We start from the raw sequence: 24,613 nt of genomic DNA on the forward strand, positions 1-24,613 counted from the left end.
GTCTAGGACCCTCTGCCATTCCTCTTCTGTGTGTATTTTTGTCATGCAAACCTCTAAAGTTGTGTCCAACTTTTGGGGTTTACGTCACGCCTAGGGGCCCGCCCCTAACACCCCGCTTTATATTGCAAAACAATCAGGATTTACACATATGAACTAGTTCCAAAATGGAACTAATTGATTCCATCAACACGTAACACATGAGTCATACACCCTTTCTTTTTTCATTAAAATCTAACATTTCCACCAGATGACATCTTTTGACAGGTGCTTGATTATATATTTAGCGCATTGAATTTACAAATATCCATAACACCTAAAATTCAAAGCACTTCAAAAGCCAGTTCAATCACAAGGAAACGCACCTACAAAAAAAATAGAACCAACATCCAAAGCAGATTTTTTTTCAACAAATAAACCAAGACCAAAAAAATTATATTTAGAAGGATGAAAAAGAAGATGATTCCCGCCTCAAAAAGCACATTCTCTACCCCATGGCAAATGCACGAATTCTTTGCAGGCAGTGGTTTGGTGTCCTATGGATTAAAAGAAATGTTTCATTGCGTTTGGGCAAATGACATTAGCACTCAAAAAGCCGCAGTTTATCAAGCAAATCTTAACCTAAAACATTTTATACTAGGCGACATCAAAGATATTCAGGGAAAATCTCTTCCTAAAGCACATATGTCATGGGCTAGTTTTCCATGTCAAGATCTATCTCTCGCCGGAGCAATGGGAGGAATACATGCATCAAGAAGCGGACTTGTATGGGAATGGCTACGTATCTTAGACGAATTGAAGGAAAAACCCAAAATTTTACTTCTTGAGAACGTAATTGGCCTTTTATCAACAAATCACGGAAACAATTATCGCGCCATACACAAAGCAATTTCTGAGCGCGGTTATAAATGCGGAGCAATAGTTTTAAACGCTTCTTTATTCGTTCCCCAATCTCGACCACGAGTATTCATTATTGCGGTAGATAAAAAAAGTCATATTCCCTCAGAACTTACCGGCAAAGGACCTTGTTGGCTTCACAATTCATCTGCTATAGAACTTGGCAACTCTCTACCAAATTGGATTTGGTGGAAAACGGATCGTCCTTCCAAAAGAACAGTGACTTTAAAAGATATTGTTGATCCCACAGTTCCTTTTGACAAAGACAACGTATTAAAGCTAATTCCACCAAAACATATCGAAAAACTCAATAAATTCGATTTCATTTATGCAACCGGGTATAGACGAACTCGCAACGGGAAACAGCAATTAGAGATTCGCTGCGACGGAACTGCAGGTTGTCTCAGAACACCTGAGGGTGGAAGCAGTAAGCAATACCTCATTCTAAAAAACAAAAATGAAATTCACGCTCGTCTTCTCACCATTCGTGAAACAGCACGTTTGATGGGTGCTCCAGACACATACATTCTTCCTGGATCCTATAACGATGGTTATAAAGCAATGGGAGACGCAGTAGTCATGCCGGTAGCCAAATTTATAGGCGAACGTTTTTTGGCAAAACTTGCAGAGGCGGTATACTAATGAAATATGAACAAAAATTGGGGGCTTTTCAGAAGTCAAAAAACATTATATCTAAAGGGGCTTTGGCTATTGTTATCCAACTAACCGCTGATGTTCGGACAAAAAAAATTTCCTTTAAACCCTGAAAGTTTTAAGACCCCTAAAGGAGGCCAAGTTGCAGGCCTAAGCGGGAAAAAGCTACAAAAAATTCTTCAGAGATACGGAATAAAACAGTCATTAGCTTCAGAAGCCGGACGAACAAGTCGTGGTTCTATACAATTAATGACAGACTATCTCAATTTCCTTAATGAATGGCATTCCAACGAAACTATTGATTTTGACAAGGTAGAACTATTTTGGGCTGAACAGATAAAGAAATTCTTCCAAAGTAAACCACTAACGTTGTCTGCCAACAACTCAAAAACAATAAGTGCAAATTTAAACGAGCTATTTCAACAAGCAAAAAACAGACAAGAGCATATCACCGGAACGCAATACATGGGAACAATTTTACAGCATCTAGTTGCTGCAAAATTAAAAGTCATTATGCCAAATGTTCCATTTGAAATTCATGGAGCATCCGTTGCCGATTCTCCGACTAACCGAGATGGAGACTTTGAAATCAATGACACCATTATCCATTGCACAACAAGTCCTACCGAAGCTTTATTAAATAAATGCGCAGATAACATTGACGCAGGAAAACATCCGATAATCATAACCTTATACGATAGAGTTGAGGTTGCCCAAAAACAGGCCGAAGACAAAGGATTATCTGATAAAATTGATGTATGGAGTGTTCAACAATTTTTATCTACAAATTTATGCGAGCACAGCCTTTTTAAGGCTGCAAACATCAATGATAAGATGGAATCCATTATCAAAGAATACAACAATATTGTAAGCGAACACGAGACTGATCCTAGCCTAAAAATTAATTACCTAGCAAAAAAATAGCCCCATTTCCGCGTTAGGGATAGTGACCCGTAAAGGCGGAGACTTGCGCTAGCAAGGCTCCGCGAGCGAAGCGAGTATAGCCCGACCCGGCGAGGCAAGGGAGATTCCGGGTCAAGCCCGGAATGACAAATGAGGCCGAGCCGGGGAACGTCCAAAAGCACAAAAAAAGCCCTTGCGGGCTTTTTTCATATAGTACTCTACCGCCGCAGGCGGTCTATTCTTATTCCAGCGCTTCTCTAATCTGCTGGATAAAATCCATTTCTTCAGGAGAGACGTTGCTCTGGTTATCGTCTTCGCGAGAGGCATTTGCCACGCGAAGCATGGATTCAAGAACCTTGCTCTTAAATTCGGGAGATTCATTCTTCAATGCCTCGACACAAGCATGGGCGCGGTCTTTAGCCGACTTGAACTTGGCGTAGGTATTGTTGAAATCGTCCCACGAAACATCCGGGGTCAGTTCGTCATGAATCGCATCCAGCGTATCGCTTTCGGCTTCCGTCGCCGAAGAGGAACCCTCTAGGAGTTTATCGGTCTCGTTTTCGTGGAAAAGACAAGCCACCTGCCAAGAAAGAATCAAAAGAGCCAAATTAGGATTCATAGATTACCTCATCGTTATGAAACAAATTTACTATATTCCCGCACATGGCATACGTAGCAATGGCCCGAAAGTGGCGTCCGCAATCTTTTTCCGACATGGTCGGTCAGGAACATATCGCAAAGACCCTTCAAAACGCAATTGAAGGCGGTCGTCTGCACCACGCATTCCTGTTCACCGGAACCCGCGGCGTCGGTAAGACCACCAGTGCCCGTATCCTCGCCCGCACGCTGAACTGCACCGGCGGAGACCCGCTACACCCCTGCGGACAGTGCGAAAGCTGCAAGGACATTTCGGGCGGCAACCCGATGGACGTCTTTGAAATCGACGCAGCCTCCAATACCGGTGTCGACAATATCCGCGACGTGATTGAACGCGTGCAGTACCCGCCTGTCATCGGCAAATACAAGATTTTCATTATCGACGAAGTCCACATGCTTTCGACGGGCGCCTTCAACGCGCTCCTCAAGACGCTCGAAGAACCGCCTGAACATGTGATTTTCATCTTCGCAACGACCGAAGTCAACAAGGTGCCGCAGACCATTTTGAGCCGTGTGCAGCGTTTTGACTTCAAGCGCTTGACCATCGAACAGATTCGTAGCCGCCTCCGCTTTATTTGCGAACAGGAAGGCATCAACGCCTCTGACGAAGCCCTCGACATTTTCGCCGAAAAAGCCGACGGTTCCATGCGCGACGGTCTCACCTACTTCGACCAGGCATATGCCTTTACCGGCAACGAAATGAGCGCCGACGCGGTCCGTAGCGTCCTCGGCATTCCCCCGGTGGAACTGTTCTTTACGCTGATTTCGGCTATCGAAGGCCACGACCTCAAGGGTTGTTTCAAGATGGTGGACGAAGCCTGCAAACGCGGCATCGAATTCACTCCGCTCCTGGACGGATTCGGCAAGTTCCTGCGCAACCTGCTTTACGCCCGTCTCGACGCCTTTACGCCTGACGCCCTGAACATTTCGGAAGAACTTTACACCAAGTACAAGAGTGTGGTTCCCGAGCTCAAGAATGGCGACATTCTGCGCATCAGCAAGCTTTTGATTGACCTGCAAGCAACGCTGCGCTACAGCACGAACCCGCGCTTGCTGGTAGAAACGACGTTTGCCCGCATGGCTTGGCTCGACAGGCTTACCGACTTAAGGCGAGCGCTTGCCGCCATCAACGACCCGAAAAGCGCCTCCGAAGAGGCGTTAAAAAAAAAAGTAACTGAAGTCCAAAATTACATTGACGCCGAGGAAGAAGCCAAGGCGTTACAGCAACGCGAAGAAAACCCCTTCGCGGCTTTGCAAAGTTCCATTGCGGGTCCAAGCAACGGCGAAGTCTACAACCGCTATGAGATTCCTTCCGTCTGGGGCTCCATCAAGTCTAAAATTGCTGATTCCGGCGATTTCGCCTTCTCGGTGGCCCTGAACGACACCGTGCTCGAAACCAGTGACCTGAAGGCCACCCCCTTCCCCATCGCGCTTACCTACCTGGGCGACAACGCCAGCGATGCCTGGGGCGTAAAACAGATGGAAGATCACCCCGAGTACATGGAGCGCGTCAAGCAGATGCTTGAGGACATGCTCCAGACTCCGGTAATCTTGACCCTTAAAACCCGCGCCTTCAACGAATCGGAACTCAAGATCCGCAAACAGGCCCAAATGTCGCCTTACCAGCTGGACCTTGAAAAGGAACCCGGACTCCAAAAACTCAAGGAACTGTTCCAGGCCGAACTGATTTACAGCCACAAGAGTAACCGCACCATGGCCCCGCAGCAAGCCGAAGGCTGCGACGTGGACAGCGACGAAAACTAAGCCCCTTTTTACTATATTACCGCTAAAACAACGAGGAAAATACTATGGATATGAGCAAAATGTTGCGTGACCTTCAGAAAATGCAGAGCAAGATGATGAAGGCCCAGAGCGACCTCAAGGCACAAAGTTTCGAAGCCGAAGCCGGCGGCGGAATGGTGAAGGTCGCCATGAACGGTAAGGGTGTCGTCACCATGATCAAGATCAACCCCGATGCCGTTGACAAGGACGACGTGGAAGCTCTCGAAGACCTGCTCATGGCCGCCATCAACGCAGCCGTCAAGAAGAAAGACGAAGCTACCCAGGAAAGCATCAGCGGCATTACCGGCGGCATGAAAATCCCCGGCCTGATGTAATTTCGGAATTGACACATTATTTTCAAAAAGATGCCTGCACAAACGGGCATCTTTTTAATTTGTAATTTCGTCCTGCAATAAATGCAATTCATCACCTAAAAGCCCCTGTCGCCCTTTTATATAGTGCAAGATTTTTTATATTTGTTGCGCAAAAAAGTGTATATAGGAGTAAGAATGCCCAGGCATTTAGCAGCATTATCGGCTATGGCATTGAGCCTCGTAGCCCCGCAATGGGCGGGTGCTACAACCTACACGCGCGACGAAGCCGTCAAAATAGCCCTTGAAAAGTCCTCGGACGTCAAAACTGCCGAAGAAGAAGTCATTTCGGCAAATTCCCAAGTAGATGCCGGTTACGGCAACGCCCTCCCGTCAATTGACCTTGACGCTACCATCACCCGTATTTTCGGTCTCGATGACGTCAAAAATAAAAAGCCCGTATACAACGCGCTGAACAACACGGTAGCTGAAGATGGTAGTGACCCGTCCGTCTATGACTACGTGAACGCAGGCGCCATCGACGGCCTTATTTACGGCATGTCCAAGCAGGGTTACCGCTGGCAATCTTCTGTGGGACTTACCGCGACCCAGATTCTTTACGCCCAGGGTAAGGTGGGTACCGGCATCGAAATCGCCAAGGCCTATAAGCACGTCAAGGAAGTCAACCTTGAAAACACGAAGGCAAACGTCCGCTACGACGTGGAAAACGCATTCGACCAGCTCATTTTCCTGGATTCATCAATCGTTATCCTGTACCAGTCCAAGGACATGCTTCAGGAAAACCTGAATTTCGTGGAACAGGGTCTCAAGAGCGGCATGATGACCGAACTCGACTTGATTCGCATACAGCTCAAGATGGACCAGCTGACCTCCCAAATCAACAGCACCGAAAAGAAGCGCGTGCTTGCCCGCAATGCCCTACTTAACACCATGGGCCTTGAATGGGATTCCGAAGTCAAGTTCCAGGGGGACCTCCGCGATCCATTGCAGGGCTACGCCTACCCCGATACCACCATGGCGAATGTGAAAAAGCGCCGCAAGGAACTGGTGATGCTCGAAGCAAGCGAAGAAATGCTCCAGAAGAATGTTTCTATCGAAGAAGGTGGCTACAAGCCGACGGTCGTACTCGTGGGTGGCCTCAAGTATGGCAACAACAAGAACCACTTCTACCAGTGGGACGCTCCGGATTGGGACGAAAACATCAGCAAGTACATCGCCTTGAACCTCAAGCTGAACCTCTTCAACGGCATGAAAACCAAGGAAGCGGTCGTTCAGGCAAAGTCCGACTTGCGTAGCACCCAAATCAAGAAAGAAACCGCCGAACGCGGCTTCCGCATGCAGATCGAGTCTTGCGCCAACACGCTCGAAGATGCAAATTCCCAACTTGAAATTGCCAAGCGCCAAATCGACCTGGCTCAAAAGAATTACGACCTGACCAACGACAGTTACAAGCTCGGAAGAGAAACCCAGCTGAACCTTCTCACTGCAGAAAACGACCTTCGTACAGCGAAGATCGGCTACATGCAAGCTATCGTGAATTGGAACCAGGCTTACAACGCCCTCCTTCAGGCCACCGGTGAATATTAATAAGAGAGACGAGGAAAGAAATGAACAAGACAGTTAAAACCCTCCTGACAATCGCTGTCGCATCGCTGATGCTTGTCGCCTGCGACAAGAAAGAAGAAAATGCCGAAAAGAAGGCATCGACTATCGAAGAAATCCAGAAAGAAAAAGGCAAACCCGCCCGCGTAGTCAAGGCTGCCACCTCGAAACTTACCGACGTGCGTAAGTTCAGCGGCACCATCCAGGGTATCAACCAGAACAGCGCCATCTGCAAGATGGGCGACCCGATTGCTAAAATCAACGTGCAGGTGGGATCCTCCGTCCAGAAAGACCAGGTAATCGCCGAATACCTGTTCACGGGCGACAACACCCAGTACCAGGAAGCACAAGAAAAGATTGCCGTTCTTGAAAAAGCAACTGAACGCATGCGTGAACTCCATGCCAAGGGCGGCATTAGCCAGCAGGACATGGATAGCCAGGAAATGCAACTCAAGGTCGCAAAGATGGGACTTGAAACCGCCCGCCGCGCTACCTTGATTCTCGCTCCTGAAGCCGGCGTGGTGACCGAAATCAAGTTCAAGGTTGGCCAGACTCCGGGACAGGGCGCTCAGTTTGCAACCATTGCAAAGCTCAACAAGGTTATCTTGAAGTTGAACATCACCAGCAAGGACATCGGATTCTTCAAGAAGGGGGCATCTGCCAAAGTCACTGTCGCCGACGAAACGTTCACGGGTAAGGTGACTCTGATTCCGCTCGCAGCGGACCCGACAACCCACTTCTTCCCGGTTGAAATTACGTTCGACAACAAGGCCAAGAAGCTCCTGCCCGGCATGTACGTGACCGCAGAACTCGACGCCCGCCAGGTGGAAGGCATCGTGGTTCCTGCCGAAGCAATCGTTTACCGCAACGGCATTAACGTCATCTGGACTGTCGATGCCGAAGGCAAGGCCCTCCGCAAGATCGTGAAGCTTGGCGTGCAAACCAAGAACGATGTGCAGATTACAGAAGGTCTTGAAGGTGGCGAAACCGTGATTGTCGAAGGCCAGTCCAAGATGAACGACGGCGACAAAGTGCTGATCGTTGAATAGGAGATGATTCTGAATGATTAAGGCCAGTATCTATAAACCGATAACCATGCTCATGGTCATTTTGACCGTGGTGGTTTTCGGTCTCTACACCTACAGCATGATGGTGGTGGACCTGATGCCGAAATTCGACGTCCCCGTGGTCACCGGTACCATCATCTATCCGGGTGCAAACCCCGAAGAAATCGAAACGACCATCATCAAGCCTATCGAAGAACAGGTGGAACTGGTGGACGGTATCGACTACGTGCAGTCGATATGCCTTGAAAACTACGGTATCGTGGTCGCCATGTTCAACATGGGTATCAACGTGGACGTGGCAGCAAACGACGTGCGTTCCAAGATTGAACTTGCCGCAGCCGACTTCCCGGATGCCGTGCAGGCCCCGATTATTTCGAAGGTGGACATTAACGGTGCCGCCATCATGTCCATTTCGTTTACCGGACCGCTCAACTCCACGGAACTCCGCCAGAAGGTGGAAGACGAAATCGAACCGCTGTTCACCTCTGTTCCGGGCGTGGCAAGCGTTGACCTTTTCGGTGGTACCACTCGCCAGATTTCCATTGAACTTGACAAGGACAAAATGATTGACCGCAATGTAGACATTGCGACCATCATGGGAGTTTTCGGACAAGCTAACGTCAACAACCCGATTGGTGAAGTCATCGGCAAGCACAAGAATACGACCGTGCGTACCGCAGGTAAGTTCACCAGCCTCGATGAAATGCGCGACCTGGATATTCCGACCCAAACAGGCGTGATCAAGCTTTCTGAAATCGCCGACGTCAAGGACACGATTGAATCGATTACTTCTGCTTCTCGCTTCAACGGAACGAACTCTGTTTCACTCGATATCAAGAAGCGTTCCGACGCTAACGTGGTTGAAGTTTCAAGAGGCGTGCTCAAGCGCATGGCCCAGATTCAGCAAACACTCCCCGAAGGATTCGAACTTCACCTGGTTTACGACAAGTCCGAAGCCGTGAACGAAGCTGTCGATAACGTGATTCAGAATATCGTTATCGCAATCGGCCTTACGGCTGGACTTTTGCTCTTGTTCCTCGGCAAGTTCTCGACCATGTTCATTGCGGCCCTTACGATGCCGATTTCCGTGATTGGTGCATTTACCCTTATGTATTTTGCGGGCTTTGGCATCAACATGATGTCGCTCATGGCTCTGTCGAGTTCCGTGGGTCTGTTGGTGACGAACTCTATCGTGGTGCTTGAAAACATTAACGAAAAATTAAAACTTGGACTTGACCCGAAAGAAGCTGCTTACCGAGGCACCAGTGAAATCATGGTCGCCATCATGGCTTCGACACTCACCAACGTTTGCGTGTTCGTGCCGATTGCCTTCATGAAGTCCATTGCCGGTATCTTCTTTAGAACGTTCGGTCTGACCATGGTGTTTGCAACCTTCGTGTCGCTCTTGGTGACTTTCACCTTGACACCGCTCATGGCAGCCTACTTGTTCAAAGGCAAGAAGAAAGACGAAAACGGAAACATTATCGAAGAAAAGCCCTCGATTCTTGACCGAATTTTGTCCCTTTTCCCTAAGGCCCTGAATGGGATTCGCTTTGTATACCTCAAGACCCTTTCGTTCTGCCTTTCTGTTCCGGGTGTTATATTCCAAGTCGTTGCACTTGGCGCAGGAATTTTCTTTGTGGGTGTTCTTGCGAAGAACTTCTTGACCGTCGAAGTGATGCCGAAACAGGACCAGGGCATGATTTCGGTGAAGCTCGAAATGCCTGTGGGTACTAACATCGAAACCACCGACAGCATAGCACGTATTATCGAAGAGCGAGTCAAGGGTGTTCCCGAAATTGTGCACTACAGCATGAACGTGGGTGGTTCTGACGGTTTTACGACCGTAAACCAGGCTACCATGCGTGTAAAGCTCTTGAAGGACTGGGAAGGCCGTACTCGTAGTACCGACCAAATCGTCGATTCGCTACGCCCTTACCTTGCAAATATTCCTGATGCATTTATTTCGATCAAGTCTACTTCCGCTTCTGAAATGCAGAACAACTCCGCTGGCGACGTGGTGCTCGAAGTGAGCGGTCTGCATGCAGACTCCGTGGTGAAGGCTTCCGAAATCGTGATGGATAAAATCAAGGAAACCATCGAAGGTGTCGTCGACGTGAAGATGAGCTACGAAGCGGGTAAGCCCGAAATTCGACTTCTCCCGAACCGTCAGGCTCTCGCCGATTATGGCATTACGCTCAAGACAGCCGCCAACTACAACTACATTGCAGTGAGCGGTTATGAAGCAGGCCAGTACACCGACGACGGCGAAGAATACGATGTCTATGTGCGTATGATGGAAAAAGACCGTCAGAGCCACGTAGACATCGAAAACCTCCCGATTTTGACCCCCAAGGGTTATGTGAACGCTAACGAACTCTTCTTTATCGAAGACGGTGCAGGCCCGACCCGTATTGACCGTAAGCGCAAGATGAGACGTGTTGACGTTTCGATGAACTTGTTGCCTGGACACACGACTGGTGAAATCATGGGCAAGGTCGGAGCGCTCGCCGCAGAAATGAAGGACCAAGTTCCCGAAGGAATTTCGTTCGGCTTTGGCGGTAACGCAGACATGCAGAATGACATGGTGGACGAATTCAAGACGGCTATCTTGATGGCTATCATCCTCACCTACATTTTGCTGATTGCATTGCTCGAAAGCTTTGCCCAGCCGTTCATTATTATGACGACAATCCCGATGGGTGCTATAGGCGTGATTCTTTCCCTTATCGTTACCGGCAAGGCACTTTCGATGATTGCCTTGATGGCTATCGTGATGCTTATCGGTGTGGTGGTGAACAACGCTATTCTATTGCTTGACGAAGCAAACCGACTGCTACGAAGTGGCGCGATGGGCAGACGATCTGCCATTATGACCGCAGGCGAAACCAAGTTCCAGCCGATTGTACTTGCAACGTTTGCATCTGTGGTGGCTCAGCTTCCGCTTGCGTTCGCTCTCGGTGGTAACGTGGCTGCTATGACCCAGCCGATGGGTATTGCCTCTGTGGGTGGTTTGATTGTGTCTGCAATCCTTACCATGTACCTGGTGCCGACCTTCTTCTGGCTCCCGAACGCCATCTTCCACAAGGCGAAAAAGAAAGCCGGAAACATCAAGAAGAATTTACAGCGCCACAAGGCATAAGATTTAGACAATAGAGAGAGAAGTAAGTCTCGGTCGCACGACCGGGACTTTTTGTTTTTTTTGCAATCACGTGTTTGCACGCTTGAGCGGGAATGTTTTTTATTTTCGCGGTATGGAACCTTTACTTTCTACGAAATGGTGTCGCGAGCACAATGTCGCCTTACTCGGCTACTTGAGCGACTCGCATCAGCCCTTCCCTATTGCAGTCACGGATGACAGCGACGATTTCTTGTTGCAGAAGGTGCGAACGGAGCTTGGCGAGCCTATACAAGCCTGCATCAGGAGCAAGGCCGAAATTCACCAGATTCTTAGCCAGAATACGGACGGCCTAGAAGAGGTTCTTTTGAAGCCCGAGAATGCGCAAAACGCCTCTTGGGAATCCGAACCGATCGTGAATTTGGTCGACAACCTGATAGAGCAGGCCATTGATTTCAAAGCCTCCGATATTCATCTGGAACCCTCCACGGAATCCTTACGAGTACGCTTAAGGCAAGACGGTTTACTGAAAGACCATAAAAGTTTGCCCTTGTGGATTCAAGAACCCATTCTGGTACGACTGAAGATTCTCGCCGACATTGACATTACAGACAAAAGAATTCCCCACGACGGGTCATTCACATTTAACGGCTTTAGGCACAGCGCCAACATTCGTGTGAGCACGCTCCCCGTACAAGGGGGCGAAAAATGCGTTCTTCGAATCCTCCCGACTTCGAGCCATCAAGCACCTAAGTTATCGGCATTGCATTTAAGTCCGGCCAGCGAAGCGTTCTTGAAGAACGTTTTCAACAGTCCGCAGGGATTGTTCTTGGTAACAGGTCCAACAGGCTCCGGAAAGACCACCACGCTCCATGCCGGTTTGCAAGAGATCTTGCACAAGCAGGTGAATGTGACAACGATTGAAGACCCGGTAGAATACCCACTGGATGGTGCCGCCCAGGTGCAGGTGAACGAAAAATGCGGATTCACCTTTGCCGTAGCGCTCCGGGCCATATTGCGCCAGGACCCCGACGTGATCATGGTAGGGGAAATCCGCGACAAGGAAACGGCGCAAATCGCCCTCCGCGCTGCGCAAACCGGTCACTTGGTCGTCTCAACGCTTCACACGAATTCAGCCAAGGCCGGTTTCACCCGCCTCAAAGACTTGGGCGTTTCGCAAACGGCCCTGCAGGAATCACTTCTGGGCGTTATGGCGCAGCGCCTTTTGCGGTGCCGTCCGGCCCAAGGACTTCCTTATTCGGGTCGGAGGGCGGTTGTAGAAATCCTCAAGCCCGACGGAACTTATGTTGACGGGACACTCCGGGAAAACGCCTTGAAGCTAGTTGAAGACGGTTTCACCGACCAAGAAGAAATCCAACGTGTAATTGGCCCTACTCCCTAACCACAGCCCACTTCCTACAGTCTACTTCCTACTGTCTACTATTTTACTATATTCTCGGCCATGAAGATTTCCGACCGTGCATTGGGTTACATTTCACTGATAGCGTTGTTTGGGCTATTTGCCATCATCGCCTATTCTATGTGGGATGCCCATCACGAGGCCACCACCATTATCCAGGTCGATTTCGATGAACTGGGCTCCCTGCAGCCCGAAGACCAGGTAGTGATTCGCGGATACACCGTCGGAACCATCGGCAAAGTCCAATGGCTTGGCGACCGCGCCCGCGTAGAAATCAAGTTCAACCAGCCCATCGTAATTCGCGAAGGCACCCAGTTCAACAACACCAATTACGCCATCATGGGCCAGCGCAGGCTGGAAATCATTCCTTCCAAGACGGGAAAGGTTCTCCCCGACAGCTACATCCATCAGGGTCACTTTGAACCGGGTATTGCCGAAGTTTTGCGCTACATCGAAAACGTGAACGACCAGGTGGAAACCATTCGCCAGATTATCTACCTGGTGACCAACGGAGACTCGGCACACCGTTCCGCCAGCGACCTCGTGGAATACGTCCTCAAGAACGTCGAAGTCACCCTCAGCAATACGGAACGTGCGCTCCAGACTTTACAGCCCGCCCTGAACAATCTCTTTGCCCAGGCCGATGTGGCCAGCAAGAATCTACTCGTGATTACCAAGCAGGCCGATTCCGCCATAGTCACGGTTACCAACACCGTCAACGAAAAATTGGAACTGGCCGAAAACGCCATGCAGAGAATTTCTGAAGGGGCCGAAAAGACCAACGACATTATCAACAGCATCGAAGCAGATCCCTTCTACAGCAAGATCCTTTATTCTTCTGAAACGGTGGACAAGGTGAACGAACTGGTCACCAAGCTCAACGAAATCGTGCGAGCCATCGACACAAAGGGCATCAAGATGCTTGACGAAAACGGCAATCCGGTCAAGCCCTTCGCTTGGAAGAACCTGAACCTTGTCGGAAAGACCGCCCGAGAAAAAGCTCGCGAACGCGCCGAAAAAGCCAACGTCAATAAAGCCCAGAGCGAGTAAGCCATGGACTTAAGCAACCTTCCCAAAATGGGACCGAAAAGCCTTGAGGCTCTCAAGTCTACAGGCATCGTTTCGCTTTCGGATTTTCTGTACAATATTCCGCGCACCTACCTGGACCAGACCAAGGTCAGTTCTATCGGAAACTTGCATGTAGGTGAACGAGCCGTCGTTATCGGTAAGATCATTCGTGGAGGCATCATTCGCGGCCGAGGCAGCCGTTTTGTAGCGACCCTTGCCGACGGAACGGGTGAAATCACCCTGACATTCTTTAAGGGAGCCTCGTACCAGAGCAGACGCCTGCAGCCGGGTTCGCGCTGGCTTGCCACAGGAGTCGTAGGCGAATATCGCGGGCTCCAGATGACGCACCCCGACATGCAGCCCATGGACGAAGACGAACAGTTCAGCGGCCAAATTCTGCCGGTATATTCCATGACCGAAGCAATGGTCAAGGCCCGCATTACGCAGAAGGCGTTACGCAACTGGTATAGCGTCATCTTTCATTTTCCGGCTCTGACGATTTCAGGAATTTGCCCCAAGGAACTGACAGACTATTTGCATTTTAACGCGGTGCTGAACAACCTGCGCGTTCTGCACAAGCCCGCCGATTTTGAATCCATTCGCAAGTCCAAGCGAGAACTAAAAGTTTTGGAGCTGCTCCCCTTCTGCCTGCGCATGGTGAAGCGGCGCGAGAACCAGAAGGTTCGCGGGCACGAAAGGCAAATTGACTTGGGCCAGGTCATGCTCGCCAAGTCGAGGCTTCCCTTTAATTTAACGGGCGGGCAGGACGCGGCGCTGAACCGCATCATCGACGGTCTGAACGGCAAGAAGCAATTCCACGCCTTACTGCAAGGTGACGTAGGCTGCGGCAAGACGGTGGTCGCCCTGCTCGCCATGCTGGCCGTATGCGGCGCTGGCGAGCAATGCGCATTGATGGTGCCGACCGACATCTTGGCACGCCAGCATTTTAAGCAGATGAAACCCTTCTTTGAGGCAGCAGGAATGCGCATTCAACTTTTAGTTGGGGCGACCCCCGCCGCCGAAAAACGCCAAATTCTGGGCGAACTCCAGATGGGACTTTGCCAAGCCGTGATTGGCACTCATGCGCTTTTCTCGAAGGATGTAACTTTTGCGAAGCTCGGCTTCGTCATTATCGATGAACAGCACCGCTTTGGCGTGAACCAGCGCGAAGCATTACTTTCGAAAGGCGAATACCCTGACATGCTCGTCATGAGCGCCACGCCGATTCCCCGAAGCCTCGCCATGACCTTATACGGCGACTTGCAAGTCATTTCGATCAAGGAAAAACCTGCAGGCCGAAAGCCCGTGAAGACTCGCCTCGTCAGCCCCGACAAGCGTAACGACATGAAGAAATTCATCTGCAGCGAGGCGAAGGGCGGAAATCTTTGCTACTGGATTGTAAGCCGCGTCGGTAGCGACGACGAAGGCAATTCCCGCAGCGTCGAAGATGTGGTGAACGAATTGCGCGCTTTTGATTCCAGCGTTGTCGTGGAAGGCATTCACGGCCAAATGGACGAAGAAGAACGCGATGGCATTTTAAAGAGATTCGCCGCCGGAGAAGTCCATATTCTTGTCGCAACGACGGTGATTGAAGTCGGCGTGAACGTCCCCGAAGCAAACATCATGGCGATCGACCAGCCCGACCGTTTCGGGCTGGCGCAGCTGCACCAGTTGCGTGGACGCGTGGGTCGCGGCGATGTGCAGGCCTGGTGTTTCTTGATGATGCCCGATGGCGAAGCTGCCGCAAATTCACTGGAACGCCTGACTCAATTCAGCCACACCGACGACGGTTTCGAAATCGCAGAACTCGACTTGCAGACTCGCGGCGCCGGCAACCTGGAAGGCAACGAACAGAGCGGCAGCTGGGTATTCCGCTGGTTCGACTGGATTGCCGACCAGGAACTCATCGCACAAACCCTGCAAATGGCCGAAGCCATCTTAAAAGACAAGGACTCCTTCGATGAAGAAGCCCGTGAAAGAATCCAGCTGTGGTATAGCGAAAAGAAATCCGCCAACGAAGACGGCGTTCACTAATTTACTCTAGCATCGGGGCCACCGTCAAAATGACAAGCCCGATCAAGACCACGTTCAAGAAGAAAAAGGAACGGCGGACAATTTTATAGAACAGCGGCAACCAGTGAAACACATGGTCGCTAGGCTGCACCAGTTCCTTGAAACCGAGAAATACGCTGATAGCGCCCGTGACAATCATCATCATGGCGCCCACGAAATAGCCCTCGTTCCACACGGCAACCGTAAGGATCGTTCCCATGAGCATGGCGATTACACCAACGGCAGCTTCGATGCGCAGAATCAATTTGTTCAATTTTTCTTTATTCAAGGTTTTCCTCAGCTGTAGAGTTGCAAATATAAAAATTAATCCGGGCCGTAAATTACAATGTTGATACCGATTTGCTACCGTAATAACAACGGAAGTAAAACATAATAACGATTTTTTTACAGTGTTTCTAATTTTGGGTCGCCTCAATTAGGAAACCCTATGAAAGCCCACAAAATATTCGTGATTACGGGAGCAATCGCAGCCAATGTTATGGCCGGCGGTTTAAATACCAACACCAACCAGTCCATCGCCTACCAGCGAAACGTAGCACGCTACGCAACGACAGAAAACGATGCGCCCTATTTCAACCCTGCTGGGACCGCATTCATGAAAGACGGCTGGCACTTATCCCTGAATTCCCAGGCATTCTGGCAAAGCCGCAGCACCGTTACAGAAAGCCCGCTTTTCGATGGCGACGGCGAAAAGAAGTTTGAAGGCAAAGCCCAGATTCCCGCCATGCCCAGCATTCTCGCCACATGGCACCGCGGCAAGCTGGCCATTTCCGGCTATTTTGGCATTCTAGGCGGAGGCGGAAAACTGAACTACACTAAGGGCATTCCCTCCTTCGAAGCAGCAATTGCGCAGATTCCGGGACTGTTGTCCCAAAGCGGGCTCGAAACCTCTGCATACGATGTTGACCTTTCCCTTAAGGGAGCCTCGTACGTGTACGGCATCGGACTAGGCGCCGCCTACCAAATCAACGACATGTTCTCGGCCTACTTGGGCGCCAAATTCTGCTACGCCACCAACCATTACGAAGGCAAGCTCAAGAACGTGCAGCTCAACCCGAAAAATGCACAACTAGGATTGAATGGCGATATGGTCAAGGCCGCCGCCACATTCAACGCCATCTCTGACGGCTTGGCGGAAAAAGCAGAACAAGCCGCAGGGGCCGCCAAGCAATATGCCGCAGCCGGCGACATGCAAACTGCAGCCCAATACGAGGCCCAAGCAAAAGAACTCACCATCAAGTCCAAGACCTTCGAAAGCGTTGCAGAACAGGTCTCCGACCGAGAACTTGACGTGACTCAAACCGGCTGGGGAATCACACCCATCGCAGGCATTGCGTTCAAATACAAGCGCTTGACCGCAGGCATCAAGCTAGAATACAACACCTCTATCGAAATGGAAAACGACACCAAGGTTAACGAAGTCGGCCTTTCCAACTTCGATGACGGCGTCAAAGCCCACAGCGACATTCCCGCCTCGGTTTATATGGGCGTCACCTACGCTGTCCTAGACAATTTCCGCGTCAGCGCCGGATACGGCCACTGGTTTGACTGGTACGCCGATCTGCCCGGCAACCAAGAAGAGCACGCCGATGGAACCGACGAATACTTGGCAGGCATGGAATTTGACTTCCTTTCCCGCTGGACAGTTAGCGGCGGCGTGCAGTATTCCAGATACCATCTGGATGACGACTACCTGAGCGACATGAACATCATGCTGGACAATGTCACCCTCGGCGGCGGCTTCGCCTTCCGCGCCACAGACTGGGTCAAGTTCAACGTCGGCTATTTCCACACCATTTATCAGGACTGGACCGAAAAAGAATCCTACGGCAAGAACACCTACAAGCGCACAAGCCGCGGCATCGGCATCGGCGCCGACCTGGATTTCTAACCCGCTCCGTAAAACTTAATGAAAAGGAGAAGGCTCCCGCGTCTTGCGGGAGCCTTCATTAAAGGGGCAGTTGTAAGCCGGGTTTTGTTCCTTCTTGCGAAGGCGATGGCCATCTCTCTGGACGAATCGTTACCGACCGCCTCAAGCAACCTACCCGAATTCCAGCTGGTGCGGGCCGCCCCAGGTTCACTTGCGTGAACGGAATTCTGCTTGGTCTTGCACCGGATGAGGTTTACCGTGCCACTCCTGTCACCAGGAGCGCGGTGAGCTCTTACCTCGCCATTTCACCCTTACCTGCCTTGCGGCCGGCGGTTTACTTTCTGTTGCACTTTCTGTCGTGTTTCCACGCCTGGACGTTATCCAGCATCCTGCCCTGCGGTGCCCGGACTTTCCTCCAGCATTGCTGCCGGCGGCCATCCGCCACCCCACCCCAAATATAGAAAAACGCCCTTTGAAATGAAAGGGCGCTTTGGAAAGTTTAGAAATTGTCGTTTTTTAGCGAGAAATGCCGAATCGGATGGCTCGTTCACCCTTCACGCGAAGCACATACACACCGCGTTCAAGGCCTGCAAGTTCCACGGTTTCACCCGCAGAAACCACGCCATTCTTCACCATACGGCCACGCAAATCCGTCACGGCGTAAGCGAGATTGCTACCCTTCGACACCGTAAAGCTCAGGTTGCCTTCACCCATTCTGAGTGCCGAGGGCTTGACCAAGGCAAGCACGATGCGTTCGGCAGGCTTCTGAGTCAGGCCATAAAGGAAGGTGAATACCTTTTCCTGCACCTTTACGTCGTAGTCTTCGTAGTCGTAGAATTCGTGAGGCTGGCCATCCACGAAATAGGTTTCGTGTTCCACATTGTTTGCCGTAAGCACGGAGTCAATCACGTAGCTACCGTAAAGAGTCGGAGTCGCCACGTGGAATGCAAGCGCGCCAACCGATGCCGCAGCCGCAGGCATCAAGTTTTCAAGAACGGCGGCAATGTTACTCAGCGGGCGTCCTGTCTTCCAGACGACCGTACTGTCGGCTTTACCATGAACCAAGAGAACCGGCTTTTTCACGTCTTCGATAATTTTCGGATCATGCACAGCGCCCCACAAGGCTGCCACGGCATTGGCCTGGGAATAGGCACCCGCAACGCCATAAGCATCGAGACCACCCAAATCCGGGGACTTCTTGGCGGCTTCAGGAATTTCAGATTCCTTGTCCATGTAGATATTTTCGAGCGAAAGAATGGCGCCGGCACTATTGCCGATCAAGTAAATACGACCCGGATCAATGCCCAATTCATCGGCATGGGCTCTCACGTAACGAACCGCCGCACGGACGTCCTGAATTCCGCGATAAACCGTTCTCGAAAAGTCAAGGCTATCGATGGTCAGGGCCTTATCCTTGATAACGGCCGTAATGCCCAAGCGATACTGCACCGCTGCAGTCACGTAACCACGAGCCGCCAGGGAATCGCAATAGGTAACCGTATGCTGGTCGGTATCGTCCTTTGCACCGGCTGCAAACGCACCGCCATGCATCACCAACACCACCGGGCGATTCTTTTCGGTATCGTTTTTCGGCTTATAAATATCCATCTTCAAGTCGACTTCGGTCAAGTCGATTTCGTTGTCGTAAAGGTAGACCGGCATGCCATCGTTCAAAGCGGCATACGTAATGAGCGCCGTCGAAATGGAATTGAGGGTTTTAAGGTGTTTGACCTTTGATGCATAGGTGACGTTCTTCTTGACTTCGACGTCAAACATGCGGTCTTTGTAACGTTCAGCGGCGCCGGCAAAGGCTACCGCGCAGGCTAAGAAAAGGGCAATTTTCTTCATATAATCTCCTTACGCACAAAATATAGCTAAAGGAGATAATTTTGTCTGCAAAGGGCCTTTTAAGTATTAGGCTTGTTTTCGGAGGCTTTCTTGGCTTCCAGTTCCTTTTGCCTACGCAGGATCTGTTCGCGGGCAAGTTCGGCCTTCGTCTTCTTTTCTGCAAACAAGTTATCCAAGGCAGACACGGCCTTGCCGTCGGCATCCTTGGCACGGGAATTGAAGAATACGGCCAGCAGGAAAAAGACTACCAGATAGCAAGCCACCGCCGACAAAAGCGCCACGATTTCGGAACCCGAGGCCGCCTCTACCTTGAGGTAGAGGACAATCGACAGCGGGATTGCAAGCATGAACAGGAAAGCCGGGAGTTTTTCTTTCATGACCGCTAAAGTAGAAAATTACTGGGCTCCGCTTTGCTTCTTGACTCTTAAAGCAAGCTCTGCATCAGCGGAATCAGCCGTATACTTGTAGTCGGGCTTGTAGCCGCGAGCATCGGTAATGAAATCTTCGCCGCCGGCGGTATGCCAGTTGGATTCCATGTCGGCAAAGCCCACCGTAGAATCCACCGGAGCACCGTCATCGTAATACCAGCGGTATAGCGTCACGGGCATTTCGTTATTGAAGATGTTCTTTTCTATCAGGCAGGTAGCGGAATCTGAACATACCACACCCGACAAATCTAAAGAGTAGAAGAAGTTGTTGTAGGCATGAAGTTTGCCTCCATGTGCAAGAATTCCGTCGCGAGAGAGCCCCTCGAAGTAATTGTGATGCATCGTCAAGCTTTGGGCTGTATCCATAATGATATCGCCGGCAAGTCCGAACAGCACACCCGTCTGAGCATTTTCAAAACGAGACCAAGAAATCGTGACATTATGCGAGCAGCGCTTCACATCGAATTCCACCAGCGGGTATTCCTCGAAGGTGCAATGGTCCACCCACACATGATGCGTACGGTTATGGATCGAAAGGGCGCGGCGAGATGTCGTATCTTGCGCTGTAATAGACGGCGCCGTAAAGGTCAGATTTTCAAAGATCAAGTTGCTTGAAGCATCGGTAAGCACACCCATGCCCGAAATGCGGATATCGCGACCGCGGCCATCGAATGTCTTGTCGGACTTCAAACGGAGCGGAGCCTGCAGGTTATAAGTGCCATCTTTTTCGAACAGCACCCATACCGGGCCTTCCTTATAGGCACATTCACGGAGCGACCCCGGTGCAATCACCGCCGTCGTTGACGCAGAATCCGTACTGGTCGTGTCTTCGACAATAATGTAGTCTTCGGTTGTGGTCACAATACAGACTTCGCCCTTCTGCTTGCTGATATTGCCCGCAGAATCGGTAACGCCCGCAGCACCGAGCACGCCTACAGCATAGCCGTCGGCCAACTTAATCAAGGCATCGTGTTCGTTCCAGTCGGCATCGGGATATTCACTTGCTGCCGTTTCCTTAGGCTTGACCACATTAATGCTTGAAGTGGAATCAGAGCAGTCTACATACAAGGTATCGCCCGTCGTCGACTGCACCTTGGCCGAATAAACCTCTTGCGGGTCGCCGATTTGCACGTCAAAATCGCCCACCGGGAGCGAGTCAATCACAAAGTGACCCGTGCTGTCCGGAATCACGTAGCGGTCAAGGCCCGCAATACGGACCACCGGCATCGAATCACCGAGCATCACGTAGCCTTCGATCGAAGAAAGTTCACCGAGCTTGACCGTATCGATTTTAGCGGCCGACTTTTTCTCCAAGTCTACGCTGCGGATAGCGCCTGTTGCCACTGTTCCATCGACATGGCGAGCCTCCACCATGTAAGAACCCGGTTCCATCGGAATCTTGACAAAGCCCGAATCATTCGTTTCGAGCCAAGGCACCACGCGGTTGCCTTCGGGTAAAAAACCTTCCGGGAGCGCACGCACACGGCTATAAGCGGCTGGCTTACCGCTTGCCAACTGAATCTGCAACGCAATCGTCGATTCGGCTTCGGTACCGCCCGCGACATCGCGACGTTCAGAGCAGCCCACAAAGCTACTGCAAAGCATTCCCGCCACCACGGGAGCCAGAACTGCATATAAAGATTTTCTCTTAAGCATTGTCCGCACCCCCTTCGGCATTTTCACCAGCGATATCATCACCGGCAACTTCTAATTCGTCGCCGTTCGTCATTTCCATACCGCGAATACGGCGCTTGCGACCGCGGCGCTGCGGAGGCGGATACGGGTCCGAAAGCGGAAACAGCTGCATGCCGAGCTGGAATACCCGATTGGGCTTTGCGCACTGCCCCACCTTCGCCAAGACTTCGCGCCTAAAGCGGCGCACCATCTCGACCAGTTCCTTGTAAGTCGGCTCATCACAAGCAAAGGCCAGCGTCGACAAATTGCGTTCGCTGCGGTCAAAGCGGTCCATGGCGTCTTGCGCCACATTCAAGTTCTGCTGGATGTAAGAGTTGACCGCCGTACTGAACGACTCCGAACCGCTCGAAATCAGGCCCTGCGTCTGTTCGTAAAATCCTGTTGCCTCGTTCTTCTTGATCATCGAGAGGCGTTCCAGCAGCGCAATCGAAGACTTAACCTGCGAGGCCGTAATCGGCGGACGCACCATCAAGCCGAGTGCCGCGTCATCACCCACATACGGATAAAAAGTCACCAGTTCACGAATCACCGCATGGTACCAGTGGTCAAAGTATTCGAACTGGTCCTTGGCCACATTTTCGACCTTGCATTCCTTGGTGGCCACCAGCTTTTCCAGGTACTGACGGCTTTCGGAATGGTTCTTCGCCTGGTTGAACGCCACCATGTCGGCAAAGTAGGCCTTTTCGCGGTCATCATTGCAAAAGATATCGGCAAACACCGAAACCAGACGGCTGGTCAAGTTGCGCTTGCCCTGCAGAATCTTGTTGAACATCGACGCATCGAACCCGGCACGGTCGGCAATATAGCGATGGCTAAAACGCCAATCGCCCTTATGGCGCTCTTCATAGGCGTCACGCAAGAATTCGCGGTAGTTCAAGTATTCAAAAAGATTCACCATATTAAAAATCCATAAAAAAAACCGAGCGCAAATTGCTCCCGGTTATCAATATAATAAATATTTCGCCAAAAAGTCTACATTTTGACAAAAATTTATGTCCACACTTTTCGGGGTGTGATAAAAACTACTTTTTCGGCTTCGAAACCACGGGGCGAATGCGCTTACCGCAAAGCGTCACCACGATTCCCGCCTGAGCAAACATGTAGTAGGCCGTGTCGCGGCTGTTGTTCAGCGTAGACTTCGGGTCATAATCGTCCTTGGTCACGAACACTTCGGCAACGCCCGAAAGGCTCACATCCAGGGCGCAGCGTTCGCACGGAAAACCAATCACATAGAGCTTGGATCCCGGAGGCACCTTGCCGCGGGCATAATGCAGCGCGTTGATTTCGGCATGCACCATGAACGGGTACTTGTTCGCTTCGAACTCGTGGTGGCTCAGCAGCTCGCCCGAATCGGCATCCAACAAATCATAAGCCAGCAACTGCTTTTCGCGGGTGTACGGCACCGTTTCGTCATCAAAGCCAGCCGGAGCGCCATTGTAGCCCGTGCTGATCACGCGACCGTCGGCACTCACCAGCACCGCCCCCATCTGGGTATTCTGGTCCTTAGAAAGGCGCGCCTGCGCGCACATCATCTGGGTATAGACTTCGTCACGAAGCTTGCTGCGAGATTGAGAATTGTTCATGTGGGACAATATAGATAGACGAGAGACGAAAGACGAGAGACGAAAGAAAAAAGTCTGCCGTTTCCAGCAGACTTTTTAAAATCGTCAATATGACAGGGTGCGATTACACAACCTTGGTCATACCGCTCATGCGTTCACGGAGCCAAGCACCAACTTCTTCAACCGGATGCTGACGGATGTTCTTGTTCACCTTGATGAGTTCTTCGTTATCCACAGCGGTGGTCTTGCCTTCGCCGTAGATAGCGCCGATGTCGTCCTTCTTCACTTCGTTCTTCATGAAGTCGGCGAGCAGAGGCACGCACTTGTTGGCGAACAGGTAGCAACCGTATTCGGCGGTGTCGCTGATTACGCGGTTCATTTCGTACAACTTCTTACGAGCGATGAGGTTGGCGATAAGCGGAGTTTCGTGGAGAGATTCGTAGTAGGCGCTCATCGGCTTGATGCCCACGGAGCACATGGTTTCGAAAGCGAGTTCCACACCGGCCTTGATCATGGCGGTCATGAGAACGCCGCGGTCGAAGTATTCCTGTTCGGTGATGACCTTGTCGGTAGCTTCGACCTTTTCGAATTCGAGCTCGCCCGTTTCGCCACGCCACTTGAGCAAATCCTTGTCGCCGGCTTCCCAGTCCACCATCATGGTGCTGGAGAACTTGCCAGAGATAATGTTGTCCTGGTGTTCGCAGTAGAGCGGCTTCATGATCTTCTTCATCTTTTCGGCGAGTTCCGTGGCGCGGATCTTGGCCGGGTTGGAGAGACGGTCCATCATGTTGGTGATGCCGCCGTGCTTCAGGGCTTCGGAAATGGTTTCCCAGCCGTACTGGAGCAGCTTGACCGCGTAAGCCGGTTCAACGCCGAAATCCTTCACCATCTTGTCGTAGCAGAGGATGGTGCCGGTCTGGAGCATACCGCAAAGGATGGTCTGTTCGCCCATGAGGTCGGACTTCACTTCGGCAACGAAAGAGCTTTCGAGAACGCCCGGACGGTCGGCATGGAGGCCAGCGGCGTAAGCCTTGGCGTAGTCCCAGCCCTTACCTTCGGGGTCGTTTTCCGGGTGCACGGCGATGAGGCAGGGCATACCGAAACCGCGAACGTATTCGCTACGGACTTCGGAACCCGGGCCCTTCGGGGCGACCATGATCACCGTGATGTCCTTGCGGATTTCCTGGCCTTCTTCCACGATGTTGAAGCCGTGGCTGTAAGAGAGGGCGGCGCCCTTCTTCATGAGCTTCATGATGGCCGGGATCACGTTGTGGTGCTGCTTGTCCGGTGTGAGGTTGCAAACGAGGTCTGCATCCGGAATCATTTCTTCGTAGGTACCGACCTTGAAGCCGTTTTCAGTAGCGTTCTTCCAGGACTGGCGCTTCTGTTCGATGGCTTCCTTGCGGAGCGTGTAAGAGACGTCGAGGCCGCTATCGCGCAGGTCAAGACCCTGATGGAGACCCTGGGCACCGCAACCGACGAACACGATCTTCTTACCCTTGAGGGCTTCAACACCACGGCTGAATTCAGAATGTTCCATGAAACGGCAGTGGCCAATTTCTTCGAGTTGGCGACGCATAGGGATAGAATTGAAATAATTCATTTTTTTGAACCTCTGTTAAATAAAATTGTTCCGAGGG

19 protein-coding genes and 1 other RNA gene are annotated in these 24,613 nt (G+C 51.1%); 11 read left to right on the forward strand and 9 right to left on the reverse strand.

All coding sequences use genetic code 11. The features are described from left to right. Positions 1-444: 444 nt before the first annotated feature. Together BUA40_RS10875 and BUA40_RS10880 are read left to right on the forward strand one after the other, a co-directional pair. The gene (locus tag BUA40_RS10875; RefSeq protein ID WP_072800805.1) at positions 445-1,536 is read left to right on the forward strand and encodes a DNA cytosine methyltransferase; all 1,092 of its coding nucleotides are present in this window, start codon (positions 445-447) and stop codon (positions 1,534-1,536) included. Between the two features lie 90 nt (positions 1,537-1,626). Beyond that, entirely contained in the window at positions 1,627-2,472 is an 846-nt protein-coding gene (locus BUA40_RS10880; protein ID WP_218588193.1) for a DUF4928 family protein, read from the forward strand. Between the two features lie 220 nt (positions 2,473-2,692). Here BUA40_RS10880 and BUA40_RS10885 read toward each other — a convergent pair whose 3' ends face one another. Beyond that, positions 2,693-3,070 carry a hypothetical protein gene (locus tag BUA40_RS10885; RefSeq protein WP_072800807.1) on the reverse strand — a complete coding sequence of 126 codons (378 nt, stop codon included), beginning with the start codon at positions 3,068-3,070 and terminating at the stop codon, positions 2,693-2,695. A gap of 44 nt (positions 3,071-3,114) precedes the next feature. Here BUA40_RS10885 and dnaX point away from each other — a divergent pair, with 44 nt between their 5' ends. The 8 genes from dnaX (at position 3,115) to BUA40_RS10925 (ending at position 15,531) form a co-directional block, all read left to right on the forward strand. Beyond that, complete coding sequence (dnaX, locus tag BUA40_RS10890; RefSeq protein ID WP_083585372.1) at positions 3,115-4,872, forward strand: DNA polymerase III subunit gamma/tau; 1,758 nt, start codon at positions 3,115-3,117, stop codon at positions 4,870-4,872. Positions 4,873-4,916: 44 nt separating this feature from the next. Further along, positions 4,917-5,225, forward strand: a complete 309-nt coding sequence (locus tag BUA40_RS10895; RefSeq protein WP_072800809.1) for a YbaB/EbfC family nucleoid-associated protein — start codon at positions 4,917-4,919, stop codon at positions 5,223-5,225. Between the two features lie 174 nt (positions 5,226-5,399). Then, a complete protein-coding gene (locus BUA40_RS10900) occupies positions 5,400-6,809 on the forward strand; it encodes a TolC family protein (protein WP_072800810.1) in 1,410 nt (469 codons plus the stop codon). Positions 6,810-6,829: 20 nt separating this feature from the next. Beyond that, positions 6,830-7,873: an efflux RND transporter periplasmic adaptor subunit gene (locus BUA40_RS10905; protein WP_072800812.1), complete on the forward strand. Its 1,044-nt coding sequence runs from the start codon at positions 6,830-6,832 to the stop codon at positions 7,871-7,873. Between the two features lie 13 nt (positions 7,874-7,886). Beyond that, entirely contained in the window at positions 7,887-11,033 is a 3,147-nt protein-coding gene (locus tag BUA40_RS10910) for an efflux RND transporter permease subunit (RefSeq protein WP_072800815.1), read from the forward strand. 112 nt (positions 11,034-11,145) lie between these two features. Next, complete coding sequence (locus BUA40_RS10915) at positions 11,146-12,411, forward strand: GspE/PulE family protein (protein ID WP_072800817.1); 1,266 nt, start codon at positions 11,146-11,148, stop codon at positions 12,409-12,411. A 60-nt stretch (positions 12,412-12,471) separates the two neighbouring features. After that, on the forward strand, positions 12,472-13,479 hold the full coding sequence (locus tag BUA40_RS10920) for an MlaD family protein (RefSeq protein WP_072800819.1): 1,008 nt from the start codon (positions 12,472-12,474) through the stop codon (positions 13,477-13,479). A gap of 27 nt (positions 13,480-13,506) precedes the next feature. Then, on the forward strand, positions 13,507-15,531 hold the full coding sequence (locus tag BUA40_RS10925; RefSeq protein WP_255369290.1) for an ATP-dependent DNA helicase RecG: 2,025 nt from the start codon (positions 13,507-13,509) through the stop codon (positions 15,529-15,531). Between the two features lies 1 nt (position 15,532). Here the strand turns inward: BUA40_RS10925 and BUA40_RS10930 are convergent, their stop codons facing one another. Beyond that, on the reverse strand, positions 15,533-15,838 hold the full coding sequence (locus BUA40_RS10930) for a hypothetical protein (RefSeq protein WP_072800823.1): 306 nt from the start codon (positions 15,836-15,838) through the stop codon (positions 15,533-15,535). Between the two features lie 159 nt (positions 15,839-15,997). On the opposite strand from BUA40_RS10930, the gene BUA40_RS10935 reads away from it, so the two are divergent. Next, complete coding sequence (locus tag BUA40_RS10935; protein ID WP_072800825.1) at positions 15,998-17,461, forward strand: hypothetical protein; 1,464 nt, start codon at positions 15,998-16,000, stop codon at positions 17,459-17,461. Between the two features lie 57 nt (positions 17,462-17,518). On the opposite strand, the gene rnpB is transcribed toward BUA40_RS10935, so the two are convergent. The 7 genes from rnpB to ilvC all read right to left on the reverse strand — a co-directional run bounded on the left by rnpB (position 17,519) and on the right by ilvC (position 24,576). Continuing rightward, positions 17,519-17,890: RNase P RNA component class A (gene rnpB, locus BUA40_RS10940), an RNA gene on the reverse strand. A 66-nt stretch (positions 17,891-17,956) separates the two neighbouring features. Further along, entirely contained in the window at positions 17,957-19,288 is a 1,332-nt protein-coding gene (locus tag BUA40_RS10945) for a carboxylesterase family protein (RefSeq protein WP_072800827.1), read from the reverse strand. 59 nt (positions 19,289-19,347) lie between these two features. Continuing rightward, on the reverse strand, positions 19,348-19,665 hold the full coding sequence (locus BUA40_RS10950; protein WP_072800829.1) for a hypothetical protein: 318 nt from the start codon (positions 19,663-19,665) through the stop codon (positions 19,348-19,350). A gap of 18 nt (positions 19,666-19,683) precedes the next feature. Beyond that, positions 19,684-21,372, reverse strand: coding sequence for a pectate lyase family protein (locus tag BUA40_RS10955; protein WP_072800831.1), 1,689 nt, complete (start codon positions 21,370-21,372; stop codon positions 19,684-19,686). Next, complete coding sequence (locus BUA40_RS10960) at positions 21,365-22,309, reverse strand: TIGR02147 family protein (protein WP_083585374.1); 945 nt, start codon at positions 22,307-22,309, stop codon at positions 21,365-21,367. The genes BUA40_RS10955 and BUA40_RS10960 overlap by 8 nt, the downstream gene beginning before the upstream one ends. 124 nt (positions 22,310-22,433) lie before the next feature. Continuing rightward, positions 22,434-22,994: a deoxycytidylate deaminase gene (locus BUA40_RS10965; protein WP_072800833.1), complete on the reverse strand. Its 561-nt coding sequence runs from the start codon at positions 22,992-22,994 to the stop codon at positions 22,434-22,436. A 103-nt stretch (positions 22,995-23,097) separates the two neighbouring features. Beyond that, positions 23,098-24,576 carry a ketol-acid reductoisomerase gene (gene ilvC, locus BUA40_RS10970; protein ID WP_072800835.1) on the reverse strand — a complete coding sequence of 493 codons (1,479 nt, stop codon included), beginning with the start codon at positions 24,574-24,576 and terminating at the stop codon, positions 23,098-23,100. Between the last annotated feature and the right edge of the window lie 37 nt (positions 24,577-24,613).

The organism is Fibrobacter sp. UWT2 (assembly GCF_900142545.1).
In the GTDB taxonomy this organism is placed as follows: domain Bacteria; phylum Fibrobacterota; class Fibrobacteria; order Fibrobacterales; family Fibrobacteraceae; genus Fibrobacter.